The sequence below is a fragment of the Microbacterium sp. genome (genome assembly GCF_047607225.1).
GTDB lineage: Bacteria > Actinomycetota > Actinomycetes > Actinomycetales > Microbacteriaceae > Microbacterium.
The window spans coordinates 40,770-61,812 of sequence record NZ_JASGDO010000032.1; the positions used below are offsets into that span (position 1 = coordinate 40,770).

The 21,043-nt window shown below is 71.0% G+C and carries 17 protein-coding genes; 9 read left to right on the forward strand and 8 right to left on the reverse strand.

Annotated elements, in window-relative coordinates; all coding sequences use genetic code 11:
- Nucleotides 1-54: 54 nt before the first annotated feature.
- Nucleotides 55-2,163: a beta-galactosidase gene (locus QM591_RS06355; RefSeq protein WP_415130727.1), complete on the forward strand. Its 2,109-nt coding sequence runs from the start codon at nucleotides 55-57 to the stop codon at nucleotides 2,161-2,163.
- Between the two features lie 2 nt (nucleotides 2,164-2,165).
- On the forward strand, nucleotides 2,166-2,780 hold the full coding sequence (locus QM591_RS06360) for a DUF1349 domain-containing protein (RefSeq protein WP_415130729.1): 615 nt from the start codon (nucleotides 2,166-2,168) through the stop codon (nucleotides 2,778-2,780).
- Between the two features lie 13 nt (nucleotides 2,781-2,793).
- Here QM591_RS06360 and QM591_RS06365 read toward each other — a convergent pair whose 3' ends face one another.
- Genes QM591_RS06365 through QM591_RS06385 form a run of 5 tightly spaced genes read right to left on the reverse strand, consistent with a single transcriptional unit; the run spans nucleotide 2,794 to nucleotide 8,684 of the window.
- Entirely contained in the window at nucleotides 2,794-4,254 is a 1,461-nt protein-coding gene (locus QM591_RS06365; protein ID WP_415130731.1) for a rhamnulokinase, read from the reverse strand.
- Nucleotides 4,251-6,287 carry a bifunctional aldolase/short-chain dehydrogenase gene (locus QM591_RS06370; protein ID WP_415130733.1) on the reverse strand — a complete coding sequence of 679 codons (2,037 nt, stop codon included), beginning with the start codon at nucleotides 6,285-6,287 and terminating at the stop codon, nucleotides 4,251-4,253. The genes QM591_RS06365 and QM591_RS06370 overlap by 4 nt, the downstream gene beginning before the upstream one ends.
- A complete protein-coding gene (locus QM591_RS06375) occupies nucleotides 6,284-7,144 on the reverse strand; it encodes an alpha/beta hydrolase fold domain-containing protein (RefSeq protein WP_415130735.1) in 861 nt (286 codons plus the stop codon). Before QM591_RS06375 ends, QM591_RS06370 begins: the two co-directional genes overlap by 4 nt.
- Entirely contained in the window at nucleotides 7,141-8,307 is a 1,167-nt protein-coding gene (rhaI, locus tag QM591_RS06380) for an L-rhamnose isomerase (protein ID WP_415130737.1), read from the reverse strand. Before rhaI ends, QM591_RS06375 begins: the two co-directional genes overlap by 4 nt.
- Entirely contained in the window at nucleotides 8,304-8,684 is a 381-nt protein-coding gene (locus tag QM591_RS06385; RefSeq protein WP_415130739.1) for an L-rhamnose mutarotase, read from the reverse strand. The genes rhaI and QM591_RS06385 overlap by 4 nt, the downstream gene beginning before the upstream one ends.
- Before the next feature lie 131 nt (nucleotides 8,685-8,815).
- Here QM591_RS06385 and QM591_RS06390 point away from each other — a divergent pair, with 131 nt between their 5' ends.
- Nucleotides 8,816-9,817 (forward strand): LacI family DNA-binding transcriptional regulator, encoded by a 1,002-nt coding sequence (locus QM591_RS06390; RefSeq protein WP_415130741.1) that lies wholly within the window; start codon nucleotides 8,816-8,818, stop codon nucleotides 9,815-9,817.
- Nucleotides 9,818-10,014: 197 nt separating this feature from the next.
- On the opposite strand, the gene QM591_RS06395 is transcribed toward QM591_RS06390, so the two are convergent.
- From QM591_RS06395 to QM591_RS06405, 3 genes are all read right to left on the reverse strand, one after another.
- On the reverse strand, nucleotides 10,015-10,848 hold the full coding sequence (locus QM591_RS06395) for a class II aldolase/adducin family protein (RefSeq protein ID WP_415130743.1): 834 nt from the start codon (nucleotides 10,846-10,848) through the stop codon (nucleotides 10,015-10,017).
- A 96-nt stretch (nucleotides 10,849-10,944) separates the two neighbouring features.
- Nucleotides 10,945-13,188 carry a beta-galactosidase gene (locus tag QM591_RS06400; RefSeq protein WP_415130745.1) on the reverse strand — a complete coding sequence of 748 codons (2,244 nt, stop codon included), beginning with the start codon at nucleotides 13,186-13,188 and terminating at the stop codon, nucleotides 10,945-10,947.
- Nucleotides 13,189-13,250: 62 nt separating this feature from the next.
- Nucleotides 13,251-14,252 (reverse strand): serine hydrolase domain-containing protein, encoded by a 1,002-nt coding sequence (locus QM591_RS06405; RefSeq protein WP_415130747.1) that lies wholly within the window; start codon nucleotides 14,250-14,252, stop codon nucleotides 13,251-13,253.
- A 97-nt stretch (nucleotides 14,253-14,349) separates the two neighbouring features.
- On the opposite strand from QM591_RS06405, the gene QM591_RS06410 reads away from it, so the two are divergent.
- From QM591_RS06410 to QM591_RS06435, 6 genes are all read left to right on the forward strand, one after another.
- On the forward strand, nucleotides 14,350-15,468 hold the full coding sequence (locus QM591_RS06410; protein WP_415130749.1) for a Gfo/Idh/MocA family protein: 1,119 nt from the start codon (nucleotides 14,350-14,352) through the stop codon (nucleotides 15,466-15,468).
- Nucleotides 15,469-15,702: 234 nt separating this feature from the next.
- Nucleotides 15,703-16,986 (forward strand): ABC transporter substrate-binding protein, encoded by a 1,284-nt coding sequence (locus QM591_RS06415; protein ID WP_415130751.1) that lies wholly within the window; start codon nucleotides 15,703-15,705, stop codon nucleotides 16,984-16,986.
- 47 nt (nucleotides 16,987-17,033) lie between these two features.
- Nucleotides 17,034-18,008 carry a carbohydrate ABC transporter permease gene (locus QM591_RS06420; protein WP_415130753.1) on the forward strand — a complete coding sequence of 325 codons (975 nt, stop codon included), beginning with the start codon at nucleotides 17,034-17,036 and terminating at the stop codon, nucleotides 18,006-18,008.
- A complete protein-coding gene (locus tag QM591_RS06425) occupies nucleotides 18,005-18,952 on the forward strand; it encodes a carbohydrate ABC transporter permease (protein ID WP_415130755.1) in 948 nt (315 codons plus the stop codon). Before QM591_RS06420 ends, QM591_RS06425 begins: the two co-directional genes overlap by 4 nt.
- On the forward strand, nucleotides 18,949-19,629 hold the full coding sequence (locus QM591_RS06430) for a hypothetical protein (protein ID WP_415130757.1): 681 nt from the start codon (nucleotides 18,949-18,951) through the stop codon (nucleotides 19,627-19,629). The genes QM591_RS06425 and QM591_RS06430 overlap by 4 nt, the downstream gene beginning before the upstream one ends.
- 180 nt (nucleotides 19,630-19,809) lie before the next feature.
- Nucleotides 19,810-20,937: a Gfo/Idh/MocA family protein gene (locus tag QM591_RS06435; RefSeq protein ID WP_415130763.1), complete on the forward strand. Its 1,128-nt coding sequence runs from the start codon at nucleotides 19,810-19,812 to the stop codon at nucleotides 20,935-20,937.
- Nucleotides 20,938-21,043: the final 106 nt, after the last annotated feature.

Consider the following 21,043-nt stretch of genomic DNA (forward strand, 5'->3'; position numbering starts at 1 on the left):
CTCGACGACGTTCAGAAAACGTGCACATGCACGGTATTGCCGTATGCTGACGGAGTGACGACGAATCTCCCACCCTCCCGATGGGTCGCAGACGGTGCCCTCGGCGCCGGACGCCTCCGATTCGGTGCCGACTACAACCCCGAGCAGTGGCCGCGGGAGGTGTGGGCGGAGGACATGCGCCTCATGCGGGAGGCGGGCGTGAACATCGTCTCGCTCGGCATCTTCTCGTGGGCACTCCTCGAGCCACGGCCCGGGGAATGGGACTTCGGCTGGCTCGACGAGGTGATGGACCTGCTGCACGAGAACGGCATCGATGTCGACCTCGCCACTGCCACCGCTTCACCCCCGCCCTGGCTGACGCGGAGGCACCCCGAGGTGCTGCCGCAGACGGCCGACGGCACGGTGCTCTGGCCGGGAGCCCGTCAGCACTGGCGCCCCACCTCGCCGGTCTTCCGCCGGTACTCCCTGCGCCTCGTGCGCGCGCTCGCCGAGCGTTACGGCTCGCACCCCGCGCTCGTGGCCTGGCACGTGTCGAATGAGCTCGGATGCCACAACATCTACGACTACTCCGACGACGCGGCCGCCGCTTTCCGGGTCTGGCTGGAGGAGCGCTACGGCACCCTCGACGCTCTCAACGACGCGTGGGGAACCGCGTTCTGGTCTCAGCACTACGAAGAATGGGACGAGATCCTCCCGCCTCGCGTGGCCCCCACGCAGCGCAACCCCGGACAGCAGCTCGACTTCGAGCGCTTCTCGTCCGACGCGGTCCGCGAGCAGCTGCGTGCCGAGGGGGCGGTGCTGCGGGAGATCACGCCGGACATCCCGTACACCACCAACTTCATGGTCGCCCAGAACGTGCGAGACATCGACTACGTCTCGTGGGCGCCGGACGTCGACTTCGTCTCCAACGACCACTATCTCCGGCCGGGTGAGCTCGGTCGCGACGATCTGTCGTTCTGGGCGAACCTGACGGGCAACATCGCCGAGGGGCGCCCCTGGTTCCTCATGGAGCACGCGGCCAGCGCGGTCAACTGGCGTGAGGTGAACCCGCCCAAGCGCGCGGGGGAGCTCGTCCGCGATGCGCTCACGCATGTCGGACACGGTGCCGACGCCGTCTGCTACTTCCAGTGGCGGCAGTCCCGGGCCGGCGGCGAGCGATACCACTCGGGCATGCTCCCGCACGCGGGGAGCGATTCGCGGGTGTTCCGCGACGTCGTCCGGCTGGGATCGGAGCTGTCGGCGATCTCGGCGGTGACCGGGAGCAGGCGGGAGCCCGCGCGCGTCGCGGTGCTGTTCGACTACACCTCGTGGTGGGTGTCGGGCCGTGATTCGCACCCGACCGAGTCGGTGAGCTACGACGCGGAGACCCTCGCGTGGTACCGCGCGCTCCTCGACCTCGGTGTCCGCGCCGACGTGCGACCGGCCTCGGCCGGATTCGAGGGATACGACGTCCTCGTCGCGCCGATGCTCCACGTCGTCTCGCCCGGGCTCCGCGAGCGGCTGGAAGCGTTCGTGGAGGCGGGTGGGCATCTGGTGACCACGTACTTCTCGGGCACCGTCGACGAGAACGACCGGGTGTGGCTCGGCGGGTACCCGGGGGCGTTGCGCGACCTCGTGGGAGTCACGGTGGAGGAGTTCGTCCCCCTCCTCGCCGACGAGCGGGCGTCGCTGGCCTCCGGCGCGATCGCCGAGCACTGGACCGAGAGGATCGCCCGGACCAGTCCCGACGTCGAGGTGCTCGACACCTATCTCGGCGGTGACCTCGACGGCGCCCCCGCCGTCACCCGGCGGCGCACGCGCGCGGGTGGCACCGCCACCTACGTGTCCGCCGACCTCGGCCGGGGCGGTGCGCACGGCGTGCTGCGGGCGCTCGCGGTAGAGGTCGACGCGCTCGCTTCCGATCCGCTCGCCGCCGACGGGCGCGTGGAGGTCATCGTCCGCACCGCCGACGACGCGCGCTTCGTCTTCCTCGCCAACCGCACCGACGAGAGCGTGCTGCTCGACGTCGACGGCCGAGCGATCGGTGGAGTCCGCGCCGACGACACGGGCACCGTGAGCCTCCCGCCTCGCGCCGTCGCAGTCCTGATGACGACGGGTGCGGGCGCTCTCGCCCATCGGAACGACGCGGCGCACGAGCCCGACCGCGAACCTGAGAGAGTGTGAGCATGTCCCACGAGCAGCACCCCACCGATCCGATCCCGACGCGCACCATCGCCTGGTCCGAAGGATCCTGGACGACGACGCCGGTCGCCGTGACCGAAGAGGGCGCCTCGCTGCGGGTGACCGCCGCCGAGGGAAGCGACGCGTGGCGTCACACGGCCTACGGGTTCGTCCACGACACCGAGCACGCCCTCGTCGCCCCGTTCCCCGTCGGATCGGCGATGGAGGTGGAGTTCCACGCCGACTTCCATGAGGAGTTCGACCAGGCCGGCCTGTTCGTGCGCACCGACGAGGAGCGGTGGATGAAGGCGGGGGTGGAGTACGCCGACGGCGTGCTGGGGCTCGGGGCCGTGGTCACCGACGTCCGCTCGGACTGGTCGATCGCGCCGGTGCCGGAGTGGTCGGGCCGACGCATCCGCGTGCGCGTGAGCCGCGGAGCCGACGCGCTCACCCTCCGCGCCGCCGCCGACGATGAGGAGTTCCGCCTCGTGCGGGTCGTGCCCTTCGCCGGCGACCGCGACACGTTCGCCGGACCCTTCGTGTGCGCGCCGACGCGCGCGGGACTCGAGGTGACCTTCACCGCGTGGCGGCAGACCGCGGCGGACGCCTCGCTCCACTGAGCGGGCGCTCGCCTCAGCGCGGCTCGTAGCGAACGGGGGTATGGGTCTGCGCCACGAGGCCGCGCATCGTCTCCACGTCTCCCGTGACGAGCCCCTGGGCCCGCGCCTGCACGAGGACGTTCCCGAGCGCCGTGGCCTCCACGGGGCCGGCGAGTACCGGCATCCCCGACCGATCGGCGATGCGCTGGCACAGGAGCCCGTTCAGCGCGCCACCGCCCACGACGTGGATCGTCCGCGCATCGACGCCTCCGAGCGCGGCGGCGGTGCGGCCGGCCTCGGCGAACGCCTGCGCGAGCGACTCCACGATGGCGCGGGCGTACGCGGCGCGGGAGCGCGGCGCTGCGACGTCGTGCTCGTCGCACCACGCGTCGATCCGCGACGGCATGTCGCCGGGCGGCAGGAAACGAGGGTCGTCCACGTCGAACACCGGCACGGCGGACACCGGCACCTCGGCCGCCTCGGCCAGCAACGCGGGGAGGTCGATCGCCGGAGCGGTGCCGGAGGATCGGGCCGCGTCGTCCCGCTCCCACCCCCGGATCGTCTCGCTCAGCACCCACAGCCCCATCACGTTGTGCAGCAGGCGCACGCGTCCGTCGACACCGCCCTCATTGGTGAAGTTCGCCGCGAGAGCGGCGGCGCTGCGGACCGGCTCGGCGACCTCGACGCCGACCAGCCCCCACGTTCCGCACGAGACGTAGATTGCCGACTCGGCGCGCATGGGTACCGCGACCACCGCGGAGGCGGTGTCGTGCGACCCCACGGCCGTGACGGTCGCGCCCGATCCGGTCGCACCGAGCGACCGGGCCACCTCCGCCCGCAGTGACCCGACGGTGTCGCCGGGGGCGATGAGCGGCGGAAGGAGACCGGCGGAGAGGCCGAGGTCGGTGGCGAGCGCGGTGTCCCAGCGGGCGTTCGTCCAGTCCAGCAGGCCCGTCGTGGAGGCGTTCGTCACCTCGGCGCGGGCGGTTCCGGTGAGCCAGTACGCGAGGAGGTCGGGAACCAGCAGCACGGTGTCGGCGGCCGCGAGGACGGCGGGGTCCTCGGCGGCCAGCTGATAGAGCGTCGTGAACGGCAGGAACTGCAGGCCGTTGCGGGCATACAGGTCGGCGTGGGGGTGCCGGGCATGGACGGCGTCCACTCCGCGCGCCGTCCGCGCGTCGCGGTAGTGGAACGGATCGCCGAGGAGGCGTCCGTCCGATCCGTGCCGCGCGCCGCGGAGGAGGCCATAGTCCACCGCCCACGAGTCGATGCCGATCGAGCGGATCTCGGGGTGGGCGGTGAAGGCCGATCGCAGACCGTCCAGCGCCGCGGCATAGAGGCCCAGGATGTTCCAGTGCAGTCCATCGGCCGTGGCGACCGGCTCGTTGGCGAAGCGAGCCACGGTCGTCGTCTCCAGCACGGCGGGACCCACGCGGCCGACGATGACGCGGCCGCTCGTCGCGCCGAGGTCGACGGCGGCGACCTCCTCGGTCATCGCAGGAACGCGGCAGCGACGCCGGAGTCGACCGGGATGTGCAGCCCCGTGGTGCGCGAGAGCTCGGGGCCGGTGAGCACCGACACGGCGTCGGCGACGTTCTCGGGCACGACCTCGCGCTTGAGGATCGTGCGGTCTGCGTAGAACTTCCCGAGATCCTCTTCCTTCACGCCGTAGGTGGCGGCCCGGTTGGCTCCCCAGCCTGCGGCGAAGATGCCCGAGCCGCGCACGACGCCGTCGGGGTTGATCCCGTTCACGCGCACGCCGTACTCGCCGAGCTCGACGGCGAGGAGGCGCACCTGGTGGGCTTGGTCGGCTTTGGTGGCGGAATAGGCGATGTTGTTCGGACCGGCGAACACCGAGTTCTTGGAGGAGATGTAGATCACGTCGCCTCCCATCCCTTGCGCGATGAGCGCGGCAGCGGCGGTGCGGGAGACGAGGAAGGAGCCCTTCGCCATGACGTCGTGCTGCAGGTCCCAGTCCTTCTCGGTGGTCTCCAGGAGGGGCTTGGACAGCGAGAGGCCGGCGTTGTTGACGACGAGGTCGACCCCGCCGAAGGCGAGCACCGTCTCGTCGATCGCCGCCTGGACTGCCGCCTCGTCGGCGACGTTGACCGCCACGCCGATCGCGACGTCGGTCCCGCCCAGCTCCGCGGCCACCGCGCGCGCCTTGTCGAGGTCGAGGTCGGCGACCACCACGCAGGCGCCGTCGGAGACCAGGCGCGTGGCGATGGCCTTGCCGATCCCCGACGCGGCACCGGTCACGAACGCGATCCGGCCCTGGTGCGTCTTGGGCTTCGGCATCCGCTGGAGCTTGGCCTCCTCCAGCGCCCAGTACTCGATGCGGAACTTCTCCGCGTCGGAGATCGGCGCGTACGTCGACAGCGCTTCTGCGCCGCGCATGACGTTGATCGCATTGACGTAGAACTCGCCGGCCACCCGCGCCGTCTGCGTGTTGGCGCCGTAGCTGAACATGCCGACTCCCGGGACCAGCACGATCAGGGGATCTGCGCCGCGCATCGCGGGGGAGTCGGCGCTCGCGTGCGCCTGGTAGTAGGCCTGGTAGTCGGCGCGGTAGTCGGCGTGCAGCTCTCGCAGGCGAGTGATCGTCTCCTCGACCGAGGCGGTCGCCGGGAGATCCACCAGGAGCGGCTTCACCTTCGTGCGGAGGAAGTGGTCGGGGCAGCTCGTGCCCAGCGCCGCCAGCGCGGGCGCCTTCTCCGAGGAGAGGAAGTCGAGGACGACGGCGCTGTCGGTGTAGTGGCCGACGACCACGCGGTCGGTCGAGGCGAGACCGCGGATGGTGGGGGCCAGGGCCGCCGCCTTCTTCCGCCGCTCGGCCTCGGGGAGCGCCGCATAGCCGGGACGAGTTCGTCCAAAGGGCTCGGGGTCCCCGTGCTGCTGGATGTAGGCCGCGGCCGTCTCGATGATCCACCGCGAGTTGGCCTCGGCCTCCTCCGAGGTGTCTCCCCATGCCGTGATGCCGTGGCCGCCGAGGATCGTCCCGATCGCCTGGGGGTGGGCGGCCTTCACCGCCGCGATGTCCAGTCCGAGCTGGAACCCCGGCCGCCGCCACGGCACCCACACGACGCGGTCGCCGAAGATGCGGCCCGTCAGCTCCTCGCCCTCGACCGCGGTGGCGATCGCGATCCCCGAGTCGGGGTGGAGGTGGTCCACGTGGGCCGCGTCGACGAGGCCGTGCATCGCGGTGTCGATCGAGGGCGCGGCTCCGCCCTTTCCATGAAGGCAGTAATCGAAGGCGGCGACCATCTCGTCTTCGCGCTCCACTCCCGGATACACGGCGGTGAGCGCGCGCAGGCGGTCGAGGCGCAGGACGGCCAGCCCGGACTCGGTGAGCGTGCCGAGATCGCCGCCCGACCCCTTCACCCACAGCAGTTCCACCGGCTCACCCGTGACCGGGTCGGTCTCGGTGCCCTTGGCCGACGTGTTGCCGCCCGCGTAGTTGGTGTTGCGGGGGTCGGCTCCCAGGCGGTTGCTGCGGGCGAGCAGATCGGCGACCGTGGCGTTCGTCATGCGGATTCCTTCGTGGTGGGGTCAGAGGCGGAGAGGAGGGCGGCGGCGATGCGGTCGATCGTCGCCGTGGCGGCGGGGCCGGGGCGGTTGAGGTGGCCGTGCGCCTGGTCCGGCTCGACCGACACCTCCACGGCGACGCCGGCGGAGGCGAGGGCCCGCGCGAACTCCTCGCCGGAGGGACGGAGACCGTCGACCTCATCGTTGATCATCAGCACGGGCGGCAGTCCCGACAGCTCGTCGGCGGAGGCCGTTCCGGGAATGGCGTAGACGTCGGCGTCGCCGACCGGTCCGCCCACGTAGTTCTCGTACATCTCCAGGATCAGCTCCGCCGTGAAGACGTCGTCGGCGGGCCGGGCATCCAGGATGGCGCGGAGCTCGGGGCTCGCCGGGGTCTGGACGGCGTGGAGGGTGGGATAGGCGAGCACGAGATGGGCGGGAACCGGTCCGCCCGTGTGCACGAGACGCAGCGCGGCGCCGGTCGCGAGGTTCGCTCCGGCGCTGGCGCCGCCGAGGCTCCATGGCCCCGTCGCCCGTCCGCTCGCGGCGGCCCACGTGAAGGCGGCGACGACTTCGTCGTGGGCGACGGGATAGCGTCCGTCCTCCTCGTGGCGCAGCTCGTGGTCCCAGCCCTCCGGCACGGGAGAGCGGCGGTAGTCGACGCTGACGACCGTGACGCCGTGGGCCGCGAGGTCTCGGGCGACCCCGTGCCCCTCGGGCATGTCGAGATCGCCGGCCACGAACCCGCCGCCGTGCGCCCACACCAGGCCTGGCCCCGCGGGGGTGTCGGGGAGGTATGTCCGCACACGGAGGGGGCCGTGCGGGCCCTCGATCCGTTCCTCGGCGATCGTGACGCTCACGCGCCCCACCCCGCCTGCGTTCCGCCCACCCGCTCGTCGGCGATGCGCTGGGCGTACCCGGAAGCGAGGTACGCGGCCATCGGGTCGGCGGGGAGCCCGCGCGACTCGCGCCACTGTGCCAGCGCCGGGCGGACGTCGGTCTGGAACGCGTCCATGAACACGGCGTTCGCCGCGAGCACGTCGTTCGCCTCCTGCGCGGCCGCGAGGGCGCCGCGGTCGAGGAGCAGAGCGCGTGCGGTCATCTCCTGGACGTTGAGCACCGAGCGGATCTGACCCGGGATCTTGTCTTCGATGTTGTGGCACTGGTCGAGCATGAACGCGACGTCGGGGTTGTTCAGCCCGCCGCCGCGGACCACCTCGACGAGGATCCGGAAGAGCTGGAAGGGGTCCGCGGCGCCCACGATGAGGTCGTCGTCGGCGTAGAAGCGTGAGTTGAAGTCGAACGAGCCCAGTTTCCCGAGGCGCAGCAGCTGCATGACGATGAACTCGATGTTCGTGCCGGGGGCGTGGTGGCCGGTGTCCAGGCACACCATCGCACGCTCGCCGAGGGCCGCCACCTGCACGTAGGAGGTTCCCCAGTCCGGAACATCGGTGTGGTAGAACGCCGGCTCGAAGAACTTGTACTCCAGGACGAGGCGCTGGTCGCCCGTGAGGCGCGCGTAGATCTCCTGGAGCGAGTCGTGGAGGCGGTCCTGGCGGGCCCGCATGTCGTTCTGCCCGGGGTAGTTCGAGCCTTCCGCGAGCCAGATCTTCAGGTCTCGGGAGCCGGTCGCGTCCATGATGTCGATGCACGCGAGGTGGTGGTCGATGGCCTTGCGGCGGATGCGCTCGTCGTGGTGGGTGAGGGCACCGAACTTGTAGTCCTCATCCTGGAAGGTGTTGGAGTTGATCGTGCCGAGGGAGACCCCGAGGTCTTCCGCGTGGCGGCGGAGCGCCGCGTAGTCGTCGACGGCGTCCCACGGGATGTGGAGTGCGACACTCGGCGCCAGCGCCGTGTAGCGGTGCACCTGGGCGGCGTCGGCGATCTTTTCGAACGGATCGCGCGGCGTCCCCGGGGTGGGGAAGACGCGGAACCGCGTGCCGGAGTTGCCGAACGCCCAGCTGGGGAGCTCGATCGCCTGCGCGGCGAGGGCGGACTGGACGTCGGAGGAGAGGATGCTCACGAGGGGTCGCTTTCGGGGTCGGGCGCGGAGGACGGGGCCGGTGCCGCGCGCAGCTGGTCGTGCAGATGGAAGATCTCGGTGAGGGCCGTGGCGGCCTGATCGGGGCGCCCGTCGAGACCGACGAAGAACTCCGCCATCTCGGCCTCCCAGCGCGCGGCCACGGGGGAGGCGGCAAGGTAGGCCTGTGCGGCGACGTCGTCATCCGTCTCGTAGTAGCCGAACAGGCGGCCGCCCTCGCCGAGGAACAGCGAGTAGTTGCGGCGGCCGGCGGCGGCGATCTCCGCGAGCATCTCGGGCCAGACCGGACTGTGGCGGGCGACGTACTCCTCGATGCGCTCCGGTGCGATGCGAAGCTCGAAGGCGACTCGGGTCGTCATGACACTCCTTCGTGGGCGGCGGACGGGCCGGCGGCGGTGCGTGGCTGCGTCGACAGCGATGAAACGATTCAAACTGTAGTGTGATCGGGAGGATCCGTCAATCCGGACGATCCATCGGCGACGGGCGGGGTATGGCAGTCAGCGTGAAGGACGTCGCGGCGGCGGCCGCGGTGTCGGTCGGCACCGTCTCGAACGTCCTCAATCGGCCCGACAAGGTCTCGCCCGACACGGTCGCCCGCGTGCACGAGGTGATCGAGCGCCTCGGGTTCGTCCGCAACGACGCCGCCCGCCAGCTGCGGGCGGGGCGCAGCCGGAGCATCGGGCTCATCGTGCTCGACAGCGCCAACCCGTTCTTCGCCGAGGTGGCGCGCGGGGCCGAGGAGCGTGCGGCCGAGCGCGGCGTCTCCGTTCTCCTCGGCAACAGCGACCAGGACGCCCACCGCGAGAACGCCTACCTCGATCTCTTCCGTGAACAGCGCGTCAATGGTGTGCTGCTGTCGCCGCGCGCGCTCGACGACGGTCGGGCCGCGATGCTCGCTTCCGCGGGACTTCCCGTCGTCCTCGTCGATGCCGAGCTTCCGGGCGCCGCGCTCTCCTCGGTCGCCGTCGACGACGTCGAAGGCGGGCACCTCGCCGTCGCTCACCTCCTGGAGCGCGGGCGCCGGCGGATCGCGTTCGTCGGCCCGCCCGCCATCCGCCAGGTGGCCGACCGCCTCGAGGGGGCACGTCGAGCGCTCGCCGGAACCTTGGGCGCGACCCTCGAGGTCGTCCCGAGCGACGGGCTCACCATCCTGCACGGACGAGCCGCGGGCGAGTCCATCGCCTCGCTCTCGCCCTCCGTCCGCCCGGACGCGGTCTTCTGCGCCAATGACCTCCTTGCCGTCGGTGTGCTGCAGGGGGCGGCGATCCTCGGTGGACTCCGTGTGCCGGAAGACCTCGCCCTCGTCGGCTACGACGACATCGAGTACGCGCAGTCGACCGTCGTGCCGCTCAGTTCGGTGCGACAGCCCGCGCGCGCGATCGGCGCCGCCGCGGTCGACGCGCTCTTCGACCGGCTGGACGACCCCGACGGCGCTCCCCGCCGCGTGCGCTTCCGCCCTGAGCTGGTGATCCGCGCCTCGACCGCCGGATGAACGCGAGGTTCCGACTCACATGAAGACGCTCAGGGCTCACACGCCCGTGGTGTCTCGCGTGGCCGGACACAGCGGCGGACGCGGTGCCCGACTCGCCGGGGTGGGGCTCCTGGTGGGCGGCGTGTCGGGTCCGGCATCCGCCGTTGCCCGTTGTGCCCGTTGTGCCCCGGCAAGTGCCGCCGTGCCGGCTGCGAGGGTCAGGCGGGGTGGGGTGCCCAGGAGGAGTCGATGCCGAAGGCGTCGGCGACGTCGGCGATCTCCCGCGCGGTGAGGCCCTCCGCACGGCCGCCGGCGACGAGGTCCATGTACTCGTACTTGGCGCCGGTCTCGGCGTACTCTATGCGATCGACCGCGCGGGTGACCGAGACGTCGGAGCGTGACATCACGCCGTGCTTGCTCCACAGGACGATCTCGTGGCGGCGAAGCCCGTCGACGTTCGCGCTCATCAGGTCGGGGGAGCCCGGGACCGCGAAGTCGAGCACGCCGATGCCCTGCGGCAGCGCCACGACGGACTCCGGCTCCCAGCGCATGATGCGCTCGTTCATCGCCCTCGTGTCGCGGTAGGCCGGGATGTGGCTGAGATACGTCAGATGCGGCGGCTGCGCGTGAACGACGGCGTGGAGATCGAGGTCGTGGGATCGGAGGCGATCGTCGTGGACGGCGAGGTGGGAGTTGAACTCGCTTGTGAGGCGCTCGAACTGCCGCCGCGGTGAGGTCAGCAGCTCCGCCTCGCATCCGTCGTCGCCGACGATCACCGCGCCGACGGCGGCGAGCGGGTCGGCGGAGATCTGGCGCAGGCGCCGGCCCGAACCTGTGACGAGGAGCACGCGGCCGGCCAGCGCCGGGGCGGCCAGAGGGAGCGTCAGGGGCTCGCTGTGCGGAAAGGCGGCGCGCACGCCCGGAAGCTCTCGCAGGCACAGCGAGATGTTGCCGGCGCCGGCTTCGCTCGCGTCGATCGCGCAGATGCGCGCGCCGGCGTCGCCCATGGCGGAGAGGAGTTCGGTGAGGCGGGCGGAGGCGGGGGTGGTCATGGTGACCTCTCAAAGCGGTGTCCGATACGGGTGTCGAGGAGAATGAATCGATTCATTGTCTACGCCTCCAGCATACCGGTGTGGTCCGACCACATGTCAACCCGCGAGCGAGACCTGCCCGGAATGGAGCCGACGCCACGCGCCGCGCTCGCGCAGGGACACACTCTCGACCGTTCCTTTCGCCGCGGCGCCGCGACGGCTCGCCGTGTGCGGTGGCAGCCACACGGTGGAGTCCGACGACAGCGGCAGGACGTGGATGGTCGCGACGCTCGCGCGGGTGACGCCGACGTCGGCGAGCGAGACCGTCCACCGTTGGCCGTCCCAGAACCGGTCGTCCACGGTGACGCCATCGACGCGCAGCTCGGCGATGTCTCCGGCCCACGTGATCTCCAGCACCGCATCCGTGCCCGCGTCGTCGATCCCGAGCGCGTACACCGCGGCCGCCTCCTCGAATGCGGCGGGACTCGGTGCCCGATGGCGGGAGCCGCCGAAGCCGTAGTCGGCGGGCACAGGCCCGGCGGCCCGGGTGCGCTGGATCGCGACGGCGCGTCGCGCGGGCGGAGTGCCCGTCTCGAGTCGCTCCCAGCGCCCCTGCGCCAGGTCGTATCGATCGAGTCGAGACGCGCCACGGAACAGGACGATCTCGTCGTCCCAGGCCAGCTCGCCGTCGGTGCGGTAGAGCTCCTGCCCGCGCACCCACACGTCGTCGGCATCGTCGAGCACGAGAACGGCCGCGTCGCCGACGCGGTGGAGGCCGCCCGTCACGGTCCGCGGCGAGTCGCCCTCTCCGCAGATCTCCACCGGGATGCCGGGGTCGGCGAGCACGACGAGCGTCGGATCCGCTGCGCCGGGAGCCGGGGGGAGCACGGTGAGGGCAGAGGCGGTGACCGATCGCACCCGCGTCGATCCCAGGGAGAGGCCGACGGGCCAGCGCGCGAGCGTTCCGGGGGGAACATCGACGGGTCGAGACGGAAGGACGAGGGTCTCGTCGTCGAGCTCGACGGAGATCCGCACCCCGCGTGCCGCCTCGACACCCTCGTAGGGCTGATGGTGACTGATCACCACGAAGCCCTCGCGCCCGTCGGCGCGCAGAGCCCACCGGAGCGTCGACCGGTCATCGAGCCCGGTGGGGCGGACGGCGGGGAGGGTCGAGGTCATCACGCCGAGGCGGTCGCCGAAGGCGGCCAGGAACGCGTGCTGCGCGCGCAGCAGCGCCGACGACCGTCGCGGGTCGCCCGCCTGACTGATCGGTGCGCCGAAGTCGTATCCGCGCGAGGGAAGGTCGTTGGGGTATCCCGTGTCCTGGGTCTCCTGCAGGCCCGGGCCGGGATTGCAGCCGCCCGCGTACATGAAGTAGCCCTGCCAGCCCGACCCGTTGCCGATCTTCACGTGGGCCAGGGCGGCGACGTCGCGTGCCGACACCACCGGACGGCGGTGGTAGGCCGCCGCCATCCCCGATCCCAGTTCGCACGTGGCGGGCGGGAAGCCATGCAGGTCGGCCGCCCGGCTTATGTCGTCGGCGGCGGGTGCGAACCCGAGGCGTCCGCGGACGTCGTCGCCGACACCGGGGTCGTCCCAGTCGTGGGAGGGGAAGAAGTGGGCTCGGAAGTTCGGCTGCCATCCGCCGTCGGGGTCGACCCAGAATCCGTCGGCGTAGCCGCCGAAGAGGGGGACGACCTCTCCTGGCGGCAGCTGAGCCCCTCCCCACGCGGTGGCGGTCCACAGCGGAGCCGACATCCCGGCCTCCCGAGCGAGCGCGATGAGGGTCGAGAGATGCTGCGGCCGGTCGTACAGCTCGTTCTCGACCTGGATGCCGATGATCGGCCCGCCGGGCCGGGCGCGCCCGTCCAGCGCCTGTGCGAGCGCGCGGAACCACTCCCGCACGAGTGCGAGATAGGCGGGGTCGTCACTGCGGTGCGCCACCTCGGCCTGCTGTACATGGTCGGGGAATCCGCCGTTGCGCGCCTCGCCGTGCACCCAGGGCCCGATCCGGAGCACGAGGTCCAGCCCGGCCGCGGCGACCTCGTCGACGAAGGCCGCGAGATCCAGCTGTCCCGAGAAAGAGGTGCTGCCGTCGGCGCGCACGTGGTGATTCCAGAAGACGTAGGTCGATGCGATCGTGATCCCGCCGGCACGCAGTTGCCGCAACCGTTCCGCCCACCGGGCACGCGGCGTGCGGCTGTAGTGGATCTCGCCTGAGACCGGGACGATCGGCACGCCGTCGCGGCGGAAGGCCCGGTCGGTCGCCGACAGCCCTCGGGCGGCCTCCTCGGGGCGCGGCAACGACGCCGAGCGCTCGGGGTGCGGCCAGGGGTCGTGGTGGACGTGATGCAGTGGCATGGGGCTTCCGGGAAGGGGCGAGGGCAGCGGATCGAGGCGGGCGCTTCGGCGGAGCGGCGCTCTCAGCGGCGGGCCACGATGGCATTGTCCACCGCGTCGGCATCCACGCCCTCCCGCTGGGCGCGGGCGGTGAGCAGCACCCACGCGAGCCCCGCGGTCGGATGCACCCAGAACTCCGTGCCGGACCAGCCGCTGTGACCGTAGACGTCGCGATCGATGAGCCCCGGCGCCCGCGAGCGCAGGTTCCAGGTGAAGCCCCAGTCCTGCCCCCGTTCGGCGGGGTGTGGCTCGAGCCGGGGGATGTCGCCGGTGAGCGGCCGGAGCATCATGGCGAGCGTCTCGGGAGCAAGGATGCCGTTGCGGTCCCCCTCGTGGATGCGCAAGAGCGCCGAACCGATCGCGAGGAGGTCGGAAGCGCGCCCGACCAGGGCCGCACCCGCCGAGCGGGTCGCGACGAAGCGGTCGTAGTCGAGTCCGGCCTGGGCGGCGTCGAGGATCGGCACCGCGCCCTCGGGGTCGAGCCGCAGCCCGTCGGCGCCGAGTGGTGAGGCCCAGTCGGCGATGCTCGTCTGCCAGTCCCGCCCCGTGGCGTGCTCGATGAGGGCGGCGACTCCTTCGAAGGCGATCGTGGAGTAGCGCGCGGCCGTCCCTGCGGCGAAGTCGCGTCCGCGCGTGGTCAGTTCGGTCCGCAGCGACGCCCGTGTGTCCAGCGGCGGCTCCGTGATCCCCGATGTGTGGGAGACCAGGTGGCTGAGCCGGACGGTGTCCTCGCGCGCGGCCCCGAACCCGGGGACGGCGTCGCGCAGCGGCGTGTGCGGCGTGAGGAGCCCGCGTTCGACCGCCCGTGCGGCGCTGATGCCGGTGAGGACTTTCGTGATCGAGAACAGCGCGTGCGGATCATCGACCCGCGCGGGCCTGCCCTCGACAGTGCCGAACGCATCGAGGGCGACGACCCCAGCCGCGGTCGCGATCCCGAGGACTGCGCTGGGGAGACGCCCCGCGCTCACGTGGCGACGGACCGCATCGAAGGCCGCGGGGAAGGAAGCCGGAGGGGTGGCGGGCATGGCGTCAGCCTAACCGCACCCGGCGCGATGGGATAGCGCTTTCCTCCCTGCCTCCCTAGGGTGGACGTCGACCCCGTCCCCACCGGAGGAGAAACCGATGACCCCGTCTCTGCGCTGCGCGATCGTGGGCACCGGTGCCGTCGCGCACCTCCACGCCCGTGCCGTGGCCGCCTATCCCCATGCCGAGCTCGTGGCCGTCACCGATCGGGACCGCGCGGCGGCGGAGGCGTTCGCCGCCGCCTGGGGGGAGCCCGTCGTGCACGACACGCTCGACGACCTTCTCGCGGCGACGCACCCCGACGTGGTCCTGGTCTGCACGCCGCCGGGCGCCCACCGGGACCAGACGCTGGCCGCCCTCGCCGCGGGGGCCCATGTCGTCGTCGAGAAGCCCCCGGCGCCGTCGCTCGACGAGGTGGCGGACATGGTCGCGGCGGCGGAGGCCGCAGATCGACGATTCGCGGTCGTGTTCCAGCAACGCACCGGAACGGCCGCCGCCCACGTGCGCGACCTGCTCCGGCGCGGGGACCTGGGGCGCCCGCTCCTGGCGGTGTGTCAGACCCTCTGGTACCGCGGCGAGGAGTACTTTGCGGCGCCGTGGCGCGGCTCCTGGGTGACGGAGGGCGGCGGCACGACGCTCGGTCACGGGATCCACCAGCTCGACCTCCTCGGCTTTCTCCTCGGCGAGTGGACGAGCGTCCAAGGGAGGCTCTGGCGCCTGGACCGCGAGATCGAGACGGAGGACACCTCGACGGCCACGGTGACCTTCGCCGGCGGCGTCGTCGCCCAGGTGGTCACGAGCGCCGTCGCTCCGCGCGAGACCAGTTCGATCCGGATCGACACCCAGAAGGCCACCGTCACCGTCGATCACCTCTACGGGCACGGCCACGAGAACTGGCGCATCACCCCCGCCCCCGGATACGAGAGGGAAGCGGAGGCATGGAGCCTTCCTGATCAGGAGGAGCGCAGCGATCACGCTCCGCTCCTGCGCGACGTGTTCGATGCGCTCCGCGCCGACGCCCCGCTGCCCCCCACGGCCACCGATCCGGAGCGCTCTCTCGGCCTCGTCGCGGCGATCTACGCCTCCGCTGCTGCGGACGGCGCCGTGGTCACGCCCGCCGATCTCGCCGCACATCCCACGCATCGCGCCGGTTTCGCGAGTCCCGTGATCGACCAGCGCGGCATCGACGCCCCGGACGCCGGCGGTGCCCGAGGCTGAGGGCTGTGGCAGGCTGTGACCGGTGTCAGTCGCCGCTCGTCGCCATCGGAAAGCGATTTCCGAGATTCCTTGCAAAACGATTCATCGCGTAGTACGGTAACCGGCAAGCGCTTTCCCGTCACCCGAGCTTCCCCCATCGTCATCTGGAGGCCGTGCGTGCGGGAGGCGTCCTGCACACACGGACAACGAGCGTCCGCCGCCCCTCGGACGCGGACGTTCGAAGAGAGGACAAGGATGTTCACGAAGAATCGGGTCGCCGCCGTCGTCGCCCTCGCGACCGGCGCCGCTCTGGCCCTCGCCGGCTGCGCCGGATCCAGCGAACCGGCGGCATCGTTCGATCCCGATGAGAAGGTCACGCTGACCTTCACGTGGTGGGGCAACGACGATCGCGCCGCCCGCTACGAGTCGCTCATCGACGCGTTCAACGAGAAGTACCCCAACATCACCATCAAGGGGCAGTTCACCGACTTCCCGAGCTACTGGGAGAAGCGGCAGACCGAGGCGGCCGGCGGTGGCCTCCCCGACGTGTGGCAGTTCTCAGACAGCTACCTGCGTCAGTACGGTGAGCCGGGCTATGTGCTCGACCTGCAGACCGTCTCCGACTACATCGACTTCTCGACCTTCGACGACGCTCTGCTGGGCACCGGTCAGCTGGGCGGCACGCAGTACTCCCTGCCCACCGGCTACAGCGCGTGGGCGAACTTCGTGAACGACGATCTCCTCGCCGAGCATGACCTCACCGCGCCCGAAGGGGGCACGTCGTTCGAGGACTACACCGCCTGGATGAAGGACGTGACCGACAAGACCGGCGGCAAGGTCTACGGCGGCACGGACATGACCCAGCGCATCCAGACCTTCGAGCTCGTGCTGCGGGCGGAAGGCAAGAACCTCTACACAGACGACGGCGCGCTGGGGTTCACGGAGGACGAGCTGAAGGCGTTCTGGGAGTCCGGAGCAGCCGCCCGCGACGGCATCACCATTCCGCAGAGCAAGCTGGAGGAGATCACGCCCAAGTCGGGCTTCGGAGCGGGGCTGACGGCGAGCGAGACGAGCTGGAGCAACTTCCTGGGCGGCTACCTCGCCGACTCGGGGGCGTCGTCGCTGACCCTCGTCGCCCCGCCCACCGCCAAGGCCGGCTCGCAGGACCTCTACCGTCAGGCCGGTCTGCAGATGGCCATCTCGGCGAAGACCAAGCACCCCGAAGCGGCGGCGATCTTCCTCGACTTCGTCGTGAACAGCAAGGAGGCCGGCGAGATCTTCGGCACGACCCTCGGCTTCCCCGCCTCGAGCTCCAAGCTCGCCGGTGCTGTGCTGGAGGGACCGGACAAGCAGGTGGCCGACTACCTCGAGTCCGTGTCGGACCGCATCGGCGCCGCCCCGCCCGTGCCGGTCGTGGGCTACGGCGCGCTCGAGCAGAAGTTCTGGGATCTCGGCAAGGCCCTCGGCCTCGGCGCGATCACCGTGGATGAGGCCGTGAAGCAGTTCTTCGACGAGGCGAACGTCGTCCTTCAGGGCTGAGCGCCGCATCGAGAACGCACTGGCCTAGCACTGATCAAGGAGAAACGATGGCAACGGATTCGGGCGTCACGGCCACGCTCCCGCGCACGACCGAACCCTCCTCCCGTCCGGCGGGCAGCCGCCGGACGGGAGGGCGCCTGCGCCGGCGGGAGAACGCCGCGGGCTACCTCTTCCTGTCTCCATGGCTGGTCGGCTTCTTCCTCCTCACCGCGGGGCCGATGCTCTTCTCGCTCTACCTCGCCTTCACGAGCTACAACCTCTTCAGCGCGCCGAAGTGGATCGGGCTCGGCAACTTCGAGCGCATGCTCCAGGACGACGTGTGGTGGGACTCGGTCCGCATCACGCTGCTCTATGTGCTCGTGGGAACCCCGATCAAGCTCGCCGCGGCGCTCGGGGTCGCCATGCTGCTGAACTTCCGCAGCCGCGGCACCGGGTTCTTCCGCTCCGCCTTCTATGCGCCCTCGCTCATCGGGGCAAGCGTCAGCATCGCGATCGTGTGGCGCGCGATGTTCTCCACCGGCGGGCCCGTCGACAGCTCGTTGAGTCTGTTCGGCATCGACATCGGCGGCTGGGTCGGGGTTCCGTCGCTGATCCTCCCGATGATGATCCTCCTCGCCGTCTGGCAGTTCGGTGCCCCGATGGTGATCTTCCTCGCCGGGCTCAAGCAGGTGCCGCAGGAGCTCTATGAAGCGGCCTCGGTGGATGGGGCGGGCCCCTTCCGGAAGTTCCGCAGCGTGACCCTTCCGATGTTGTCTCCCGTGATCTTCTTCAACCTGCTGCTGGAGATGATCCACGCCTTCCAGATCTTCGCCTCCGCCTACATCATCGGCTCGGGGACGGGGGGACCGGCCGGGGCCACGAACTTCTACACCGTGTACCTCTACACGCGCGCCTTCACGAACAGTCAGATGGGCTACGCCTCGGCGATGGCGTGGGCGCTGCTGATCGTGGTGGCCGCGATCGCCTTCGTCATGTTCCGCACCTCGAACTCGTGGGTGCACTACGCGGGAGACAACCGATGACCGCTCCACTGTCGCCGCTGGCGGGAGCCTCCACGACGGCGCCCACCCTCGAGACCATCACGGCCGTGCTCCCGCGCGGCGCGACGCCGCCGCGGAGGAGGTTCGGCAAGCGCCGCATGTGGCAGACGGTGCTGTGGGTCGTGGTGATGGTCGTCCTGACCGCGATCATCCTGTATCCACTCGCCTGGATGCTCTCCGCGTCGTTCAAGCCGACCGCTGAGTTCGGCGCGAATCAGGACTTCCTCCCGCACTCGCCCACGATCGGCAACTACGTCAAGGTGCTCGAGGGCGTCGGCGGCGTGCCGCTGTGGCAGTTCTTCCTCAACTCGTTCGTGCTGGCCATCGGCTCGGTCATCGGCACGGTGATCTCCGCGTCGCTGGCCGCCTACGCCTTCGCGCGCGTGCGCTTCGCCGGGAGCGGCGTGTGGTTCGCGGTCATGATCGGCACACTCCTGCTGCCGTTCCACGTGCTGATCATCCCGCAGTACATGCTCTACCGGAACCTCGACCTCGTCGACACATTCGCGCCGTTGCTGCTGGGCAAGTTCCTCGCCACCGAGGCCTTCTTCGTCTTCCTCATCGTGCAGTTCATCCGCGCCCTGCCGCGGGACATGGACGAGGCGGCCCGCATCGACGGCTGCGGGCACGGCCGCATCTACTGGTCGATCATCCTGCCGCTGGTCAAGCCGGCGCTCGTGACGGCGTCGATCTTCGCGTTCATCTGGAGCTGGAACGACTTCCTCGGGCCGCTCCTCTACCTCAACTCGACCGAGCTGTACCCGCTGCCGCTCGCGCTGCGCGTGTTCAACGATCAGACCTCGACGTCGGACTACGGGGCGACGGTCGCCGTGTCGGTGCTGGCGCTCTTGCCGATCCTGCTGTTCTTCATCGTCTTCCAGCGCTTCCTCGTCGAGGGGGTCTCCACCCAGGGGCTCAAGGGATGACCACGATGGACGGGCGCCGCGCCGGACGACGGTCCCGCGCCGCCTCCCGTCGCCGCCCCGAGGTGGACGGCAGTCTGCTGCGCTGGCCGGGCGCCGCGCGGCCGTTCGCGTTGTTCGCCGAGGTGCTGTGGGTGGGCGCTCTGGTGTTCGTCGTGGCGCTTCCCGTGGTCACCTGGCCGGCGGCGGTCGCTGCCGGGGCGACTCACGTCCGCCGATTCCTGTACGCCGAGGCGACGGCGCCGTCGACGTTCTTCCGCGACGCCGTCCGCGCGCTTCCGGGCGCCCTGCTCCCGGGCATCGGGACGACGATCCTCGGTGTCGTCGTGGCGGTCGATCTCGCGCTCCTGGCCGACGGAGTGCTTCCCGGCGGCGCGCTCGCGGCGACCGTGATCGGCGCGGCCGGTCTCGCGGTGCTCGTCCTCACGGTCCTCGCCGCATCGCTGTGGTCGCCCGGCGCGGCCTGGCGCGACGTGTGGCGCGTGCTGCCGCGGGTGGCGCGAGCGGATCTCTCGGGCACTCTCTCGATCGCCGTCGCGGTGGGACTGGCCGCCGTCATCACCTGGCAGTTCCTTCCGCTCGTGATCCCGGCCCTCGGGATGCTCGTCTTCGCGGCGGTGGCCCTGGGGGAGCGGCGGCTGGTGCGGTGGGCCGCCGAGGCGGACCAGTCCGGAGAGTGAGCCGCCGTGCCGCACCGCGTGCGCACTCTTCCGGTTGCGGAAAGCGCATTCCCGTGTCAGGATGAGGAGACGGAAAGCGCTTACCGCTCACCGTTGACCTCCGCCGTCGACCACTCCAACGAAGGACGAACCGTGTCACAGACGACCCCTCCGCCCGCTGTCCGCGAGGTCGGCATCATCATGAACGGCGTCTCCGGACGCATGGGCTACCGCCAGCACCTCGTGCGCTCGATCCTCGCGATCCGCGACGAAGGCGGCATCGAGCTGCCCGGCGGCTCGCGCCTGACCGTCCGCCCGCTCCTGGTCGGGCGCAGCGAAGCGAAGCTGGCCGACCTGGCCGCTCGCCACGGGATCGAGGACTACACGACCGATCTGGACGCCGCCCTCGCCGACCCGCAGTGGGAGATCTACGCCGACTTCCTCGTCACGAAAGCCCGGGCCTCGGCGCTGCGCAAGGCGATCGCCGCGGGAAGGACGATCTACACCGAGAAGCCCACGGCCGAGACGGTCGACGAGGCGCTCGAGCTCGCACGTCTGGCCGCGGCCGCCGGCGTGAAGACGGGCGTCGTCCACGACAAGCTCTACCTGCCCGGGCTGCAGAAGCTCAAGCGCCTCATCGACTCCGGGTTCTTCGGTCGCATCCTCTCGGTGCGCGGCGAGTTCGGCTACTGGGTGTTCGAGGGGGACTGGCAGCCGGCGCAGCGCCCGAGCTGGAACTACCGCGCGGAAGACGGCGGCGGCATCATCGTCGACATGTTCCCGCACTGGAACTACGTGCTGGAGAACCTGTTCGGCGACGTGAGGAGCGTGTACGCGCAGGCGGCCGTCCACATCCCCGAACGCTGGGACGAGAACGGCGAGCGCTACACCGCGACGGCCGAGGACGCCGCGTACGGCGTGTTCGAACTGGCCGGAGGCGTCGTGGCGCAGATCAACTCCTCGTGGACGGTGCGCGTAGATCGCGATGAGCTCGTGCAGTTCCAGGTCGACGGCACGCACGGGTCGGCCGTGGTGGGGCTGTTCGGGGCGAAGATCCAGCACCGCAACCAGACGCCGAAGCCGGTGTGGAACCCCGACCTCGCCGATGACCACGACTACGACGCCGACTGGGCGACGGTCCCCACGAACGAGGTGTTCCAGAACGGCTTCCGCCAGCAGTGGGAGGAGTTCCTCGTCTCCTACGCGGACGGGACGCCCTATCCGTTCGATCTCCTCTCGGGCGCCCGCGGCGTGCAGCTGGCCGAGGCCGGACTGCGCTCCTCCGCCGAGGGCCGCCGGATCGAGCTCCCCGTCCTGTCGCTGGACTGAGCGGACGCGTCATGACCGACCTTCCCCTCCTCGCGTCCCCTGGCGCGGTCCGCCGCGTGGCGCTGGCCGCTCCGGCCGAGCGCGCGCGTCCCACGGGGCCGCTGCG

Bases quoted from the DNA above. Each gene is read 5' to 3' on its own strand.
- QM591_RS06360 (WP_415130729.1), top strand. From the start codon at position 2,166: ATGTCCCACGAGCAGCACCCCACCGATCCGATCCCGACGCGCACCATC.
- QM591_RS06365 (WP_415130731.1), bottom strand. From the start codon at position 4,254: ATGACCGAGGAGGTCGCCGCCGTCGACCTCGGCGCGACGAGCGGCCGC.
- QM591_RS06370 (WP_415130733.1), bottom strand. From the start codon at position 6,287: ATGACGAACGCCACGGTCGCCGATCTGCTCGCCCGCAGCAACCGCCTG.
- QM591_RS06385 (WP_415130739.1), bottom strand. From the start codon at position 8,684: ATGACGACCCGAGTCGCCTTCGAGCTTCGCATCGCACCGGAGCGCATC.
- QM591_RS06390 (WP_415130741.1), top strand. From the start codon at position 8,816: ATGGCAGTCAGCGTGAAGGACGTCGCGGCGGCGGCCGCGGTGTCGGTC.
- QM591_RS06395 (WP_415130743.1), bottom strand. From the start codon at position 10,848: ATGACCACCCCCGCCTCCGCCCGCCTCACCGAACTCCTCTCCGCCATG.
- QM591_RS06400 (WP_415130745.1), bottom strand. From the start codon at position 13,188: ATGCCACTGCATCACGTCCACCACGACCCCTGGCCGCACCCCGAGCGC.
- QM591_RS06405 (WP_415130747.1), bottom strand. From the start codon at position 14,252: ATGCCCGCCACCCCTCCGGCTTCCTTCCCCGCGGCCTTCGATGCGGTC.
- QM591_RS06410 (WP_415130749.1), top strand. From the start codon at position 14,350: ATGACCCCGTCTCTGCGCTGCGCGATCGTGGGCACCGGTGCCGTCGCG.
- QM591_RS06415 (WP_415130751.1), top strand. From the start codon at position 15,703: ATGTTCACGAAGAATCGGGTCGCCGCCGTCGTCGCCCTCGCGACCGGC.
- QM591_RS06420 (WP_415130753.1), top strand. From the start codon at position 17,034: ATGGCAACGGATTCGGGCGTCACGGCCACGCTCCCGCGCACGACCGAA.
- QM591_RS06425 (WP_415130755.1), top strand. From the start codon at position 18,005: ATGACCGCTCCACTGTCGCCGCTGGCGGGAGCCTCCACGACGGCGCCC.
- QM591_RS06430 (WP_415130757.1), top strand. From the start codon at position 18,949: ATGACCACGATGGACGGGCGCCGCGCCGGACGACGGTCCCGCGCCGCC.
- QM591_RS06435 (WP_415130763.1), top strand. From the start codon at position 19,810: ATGAACGGCGTCTCCGGACGCATGGGCTACCGCCAGCACCTCGTGCGC.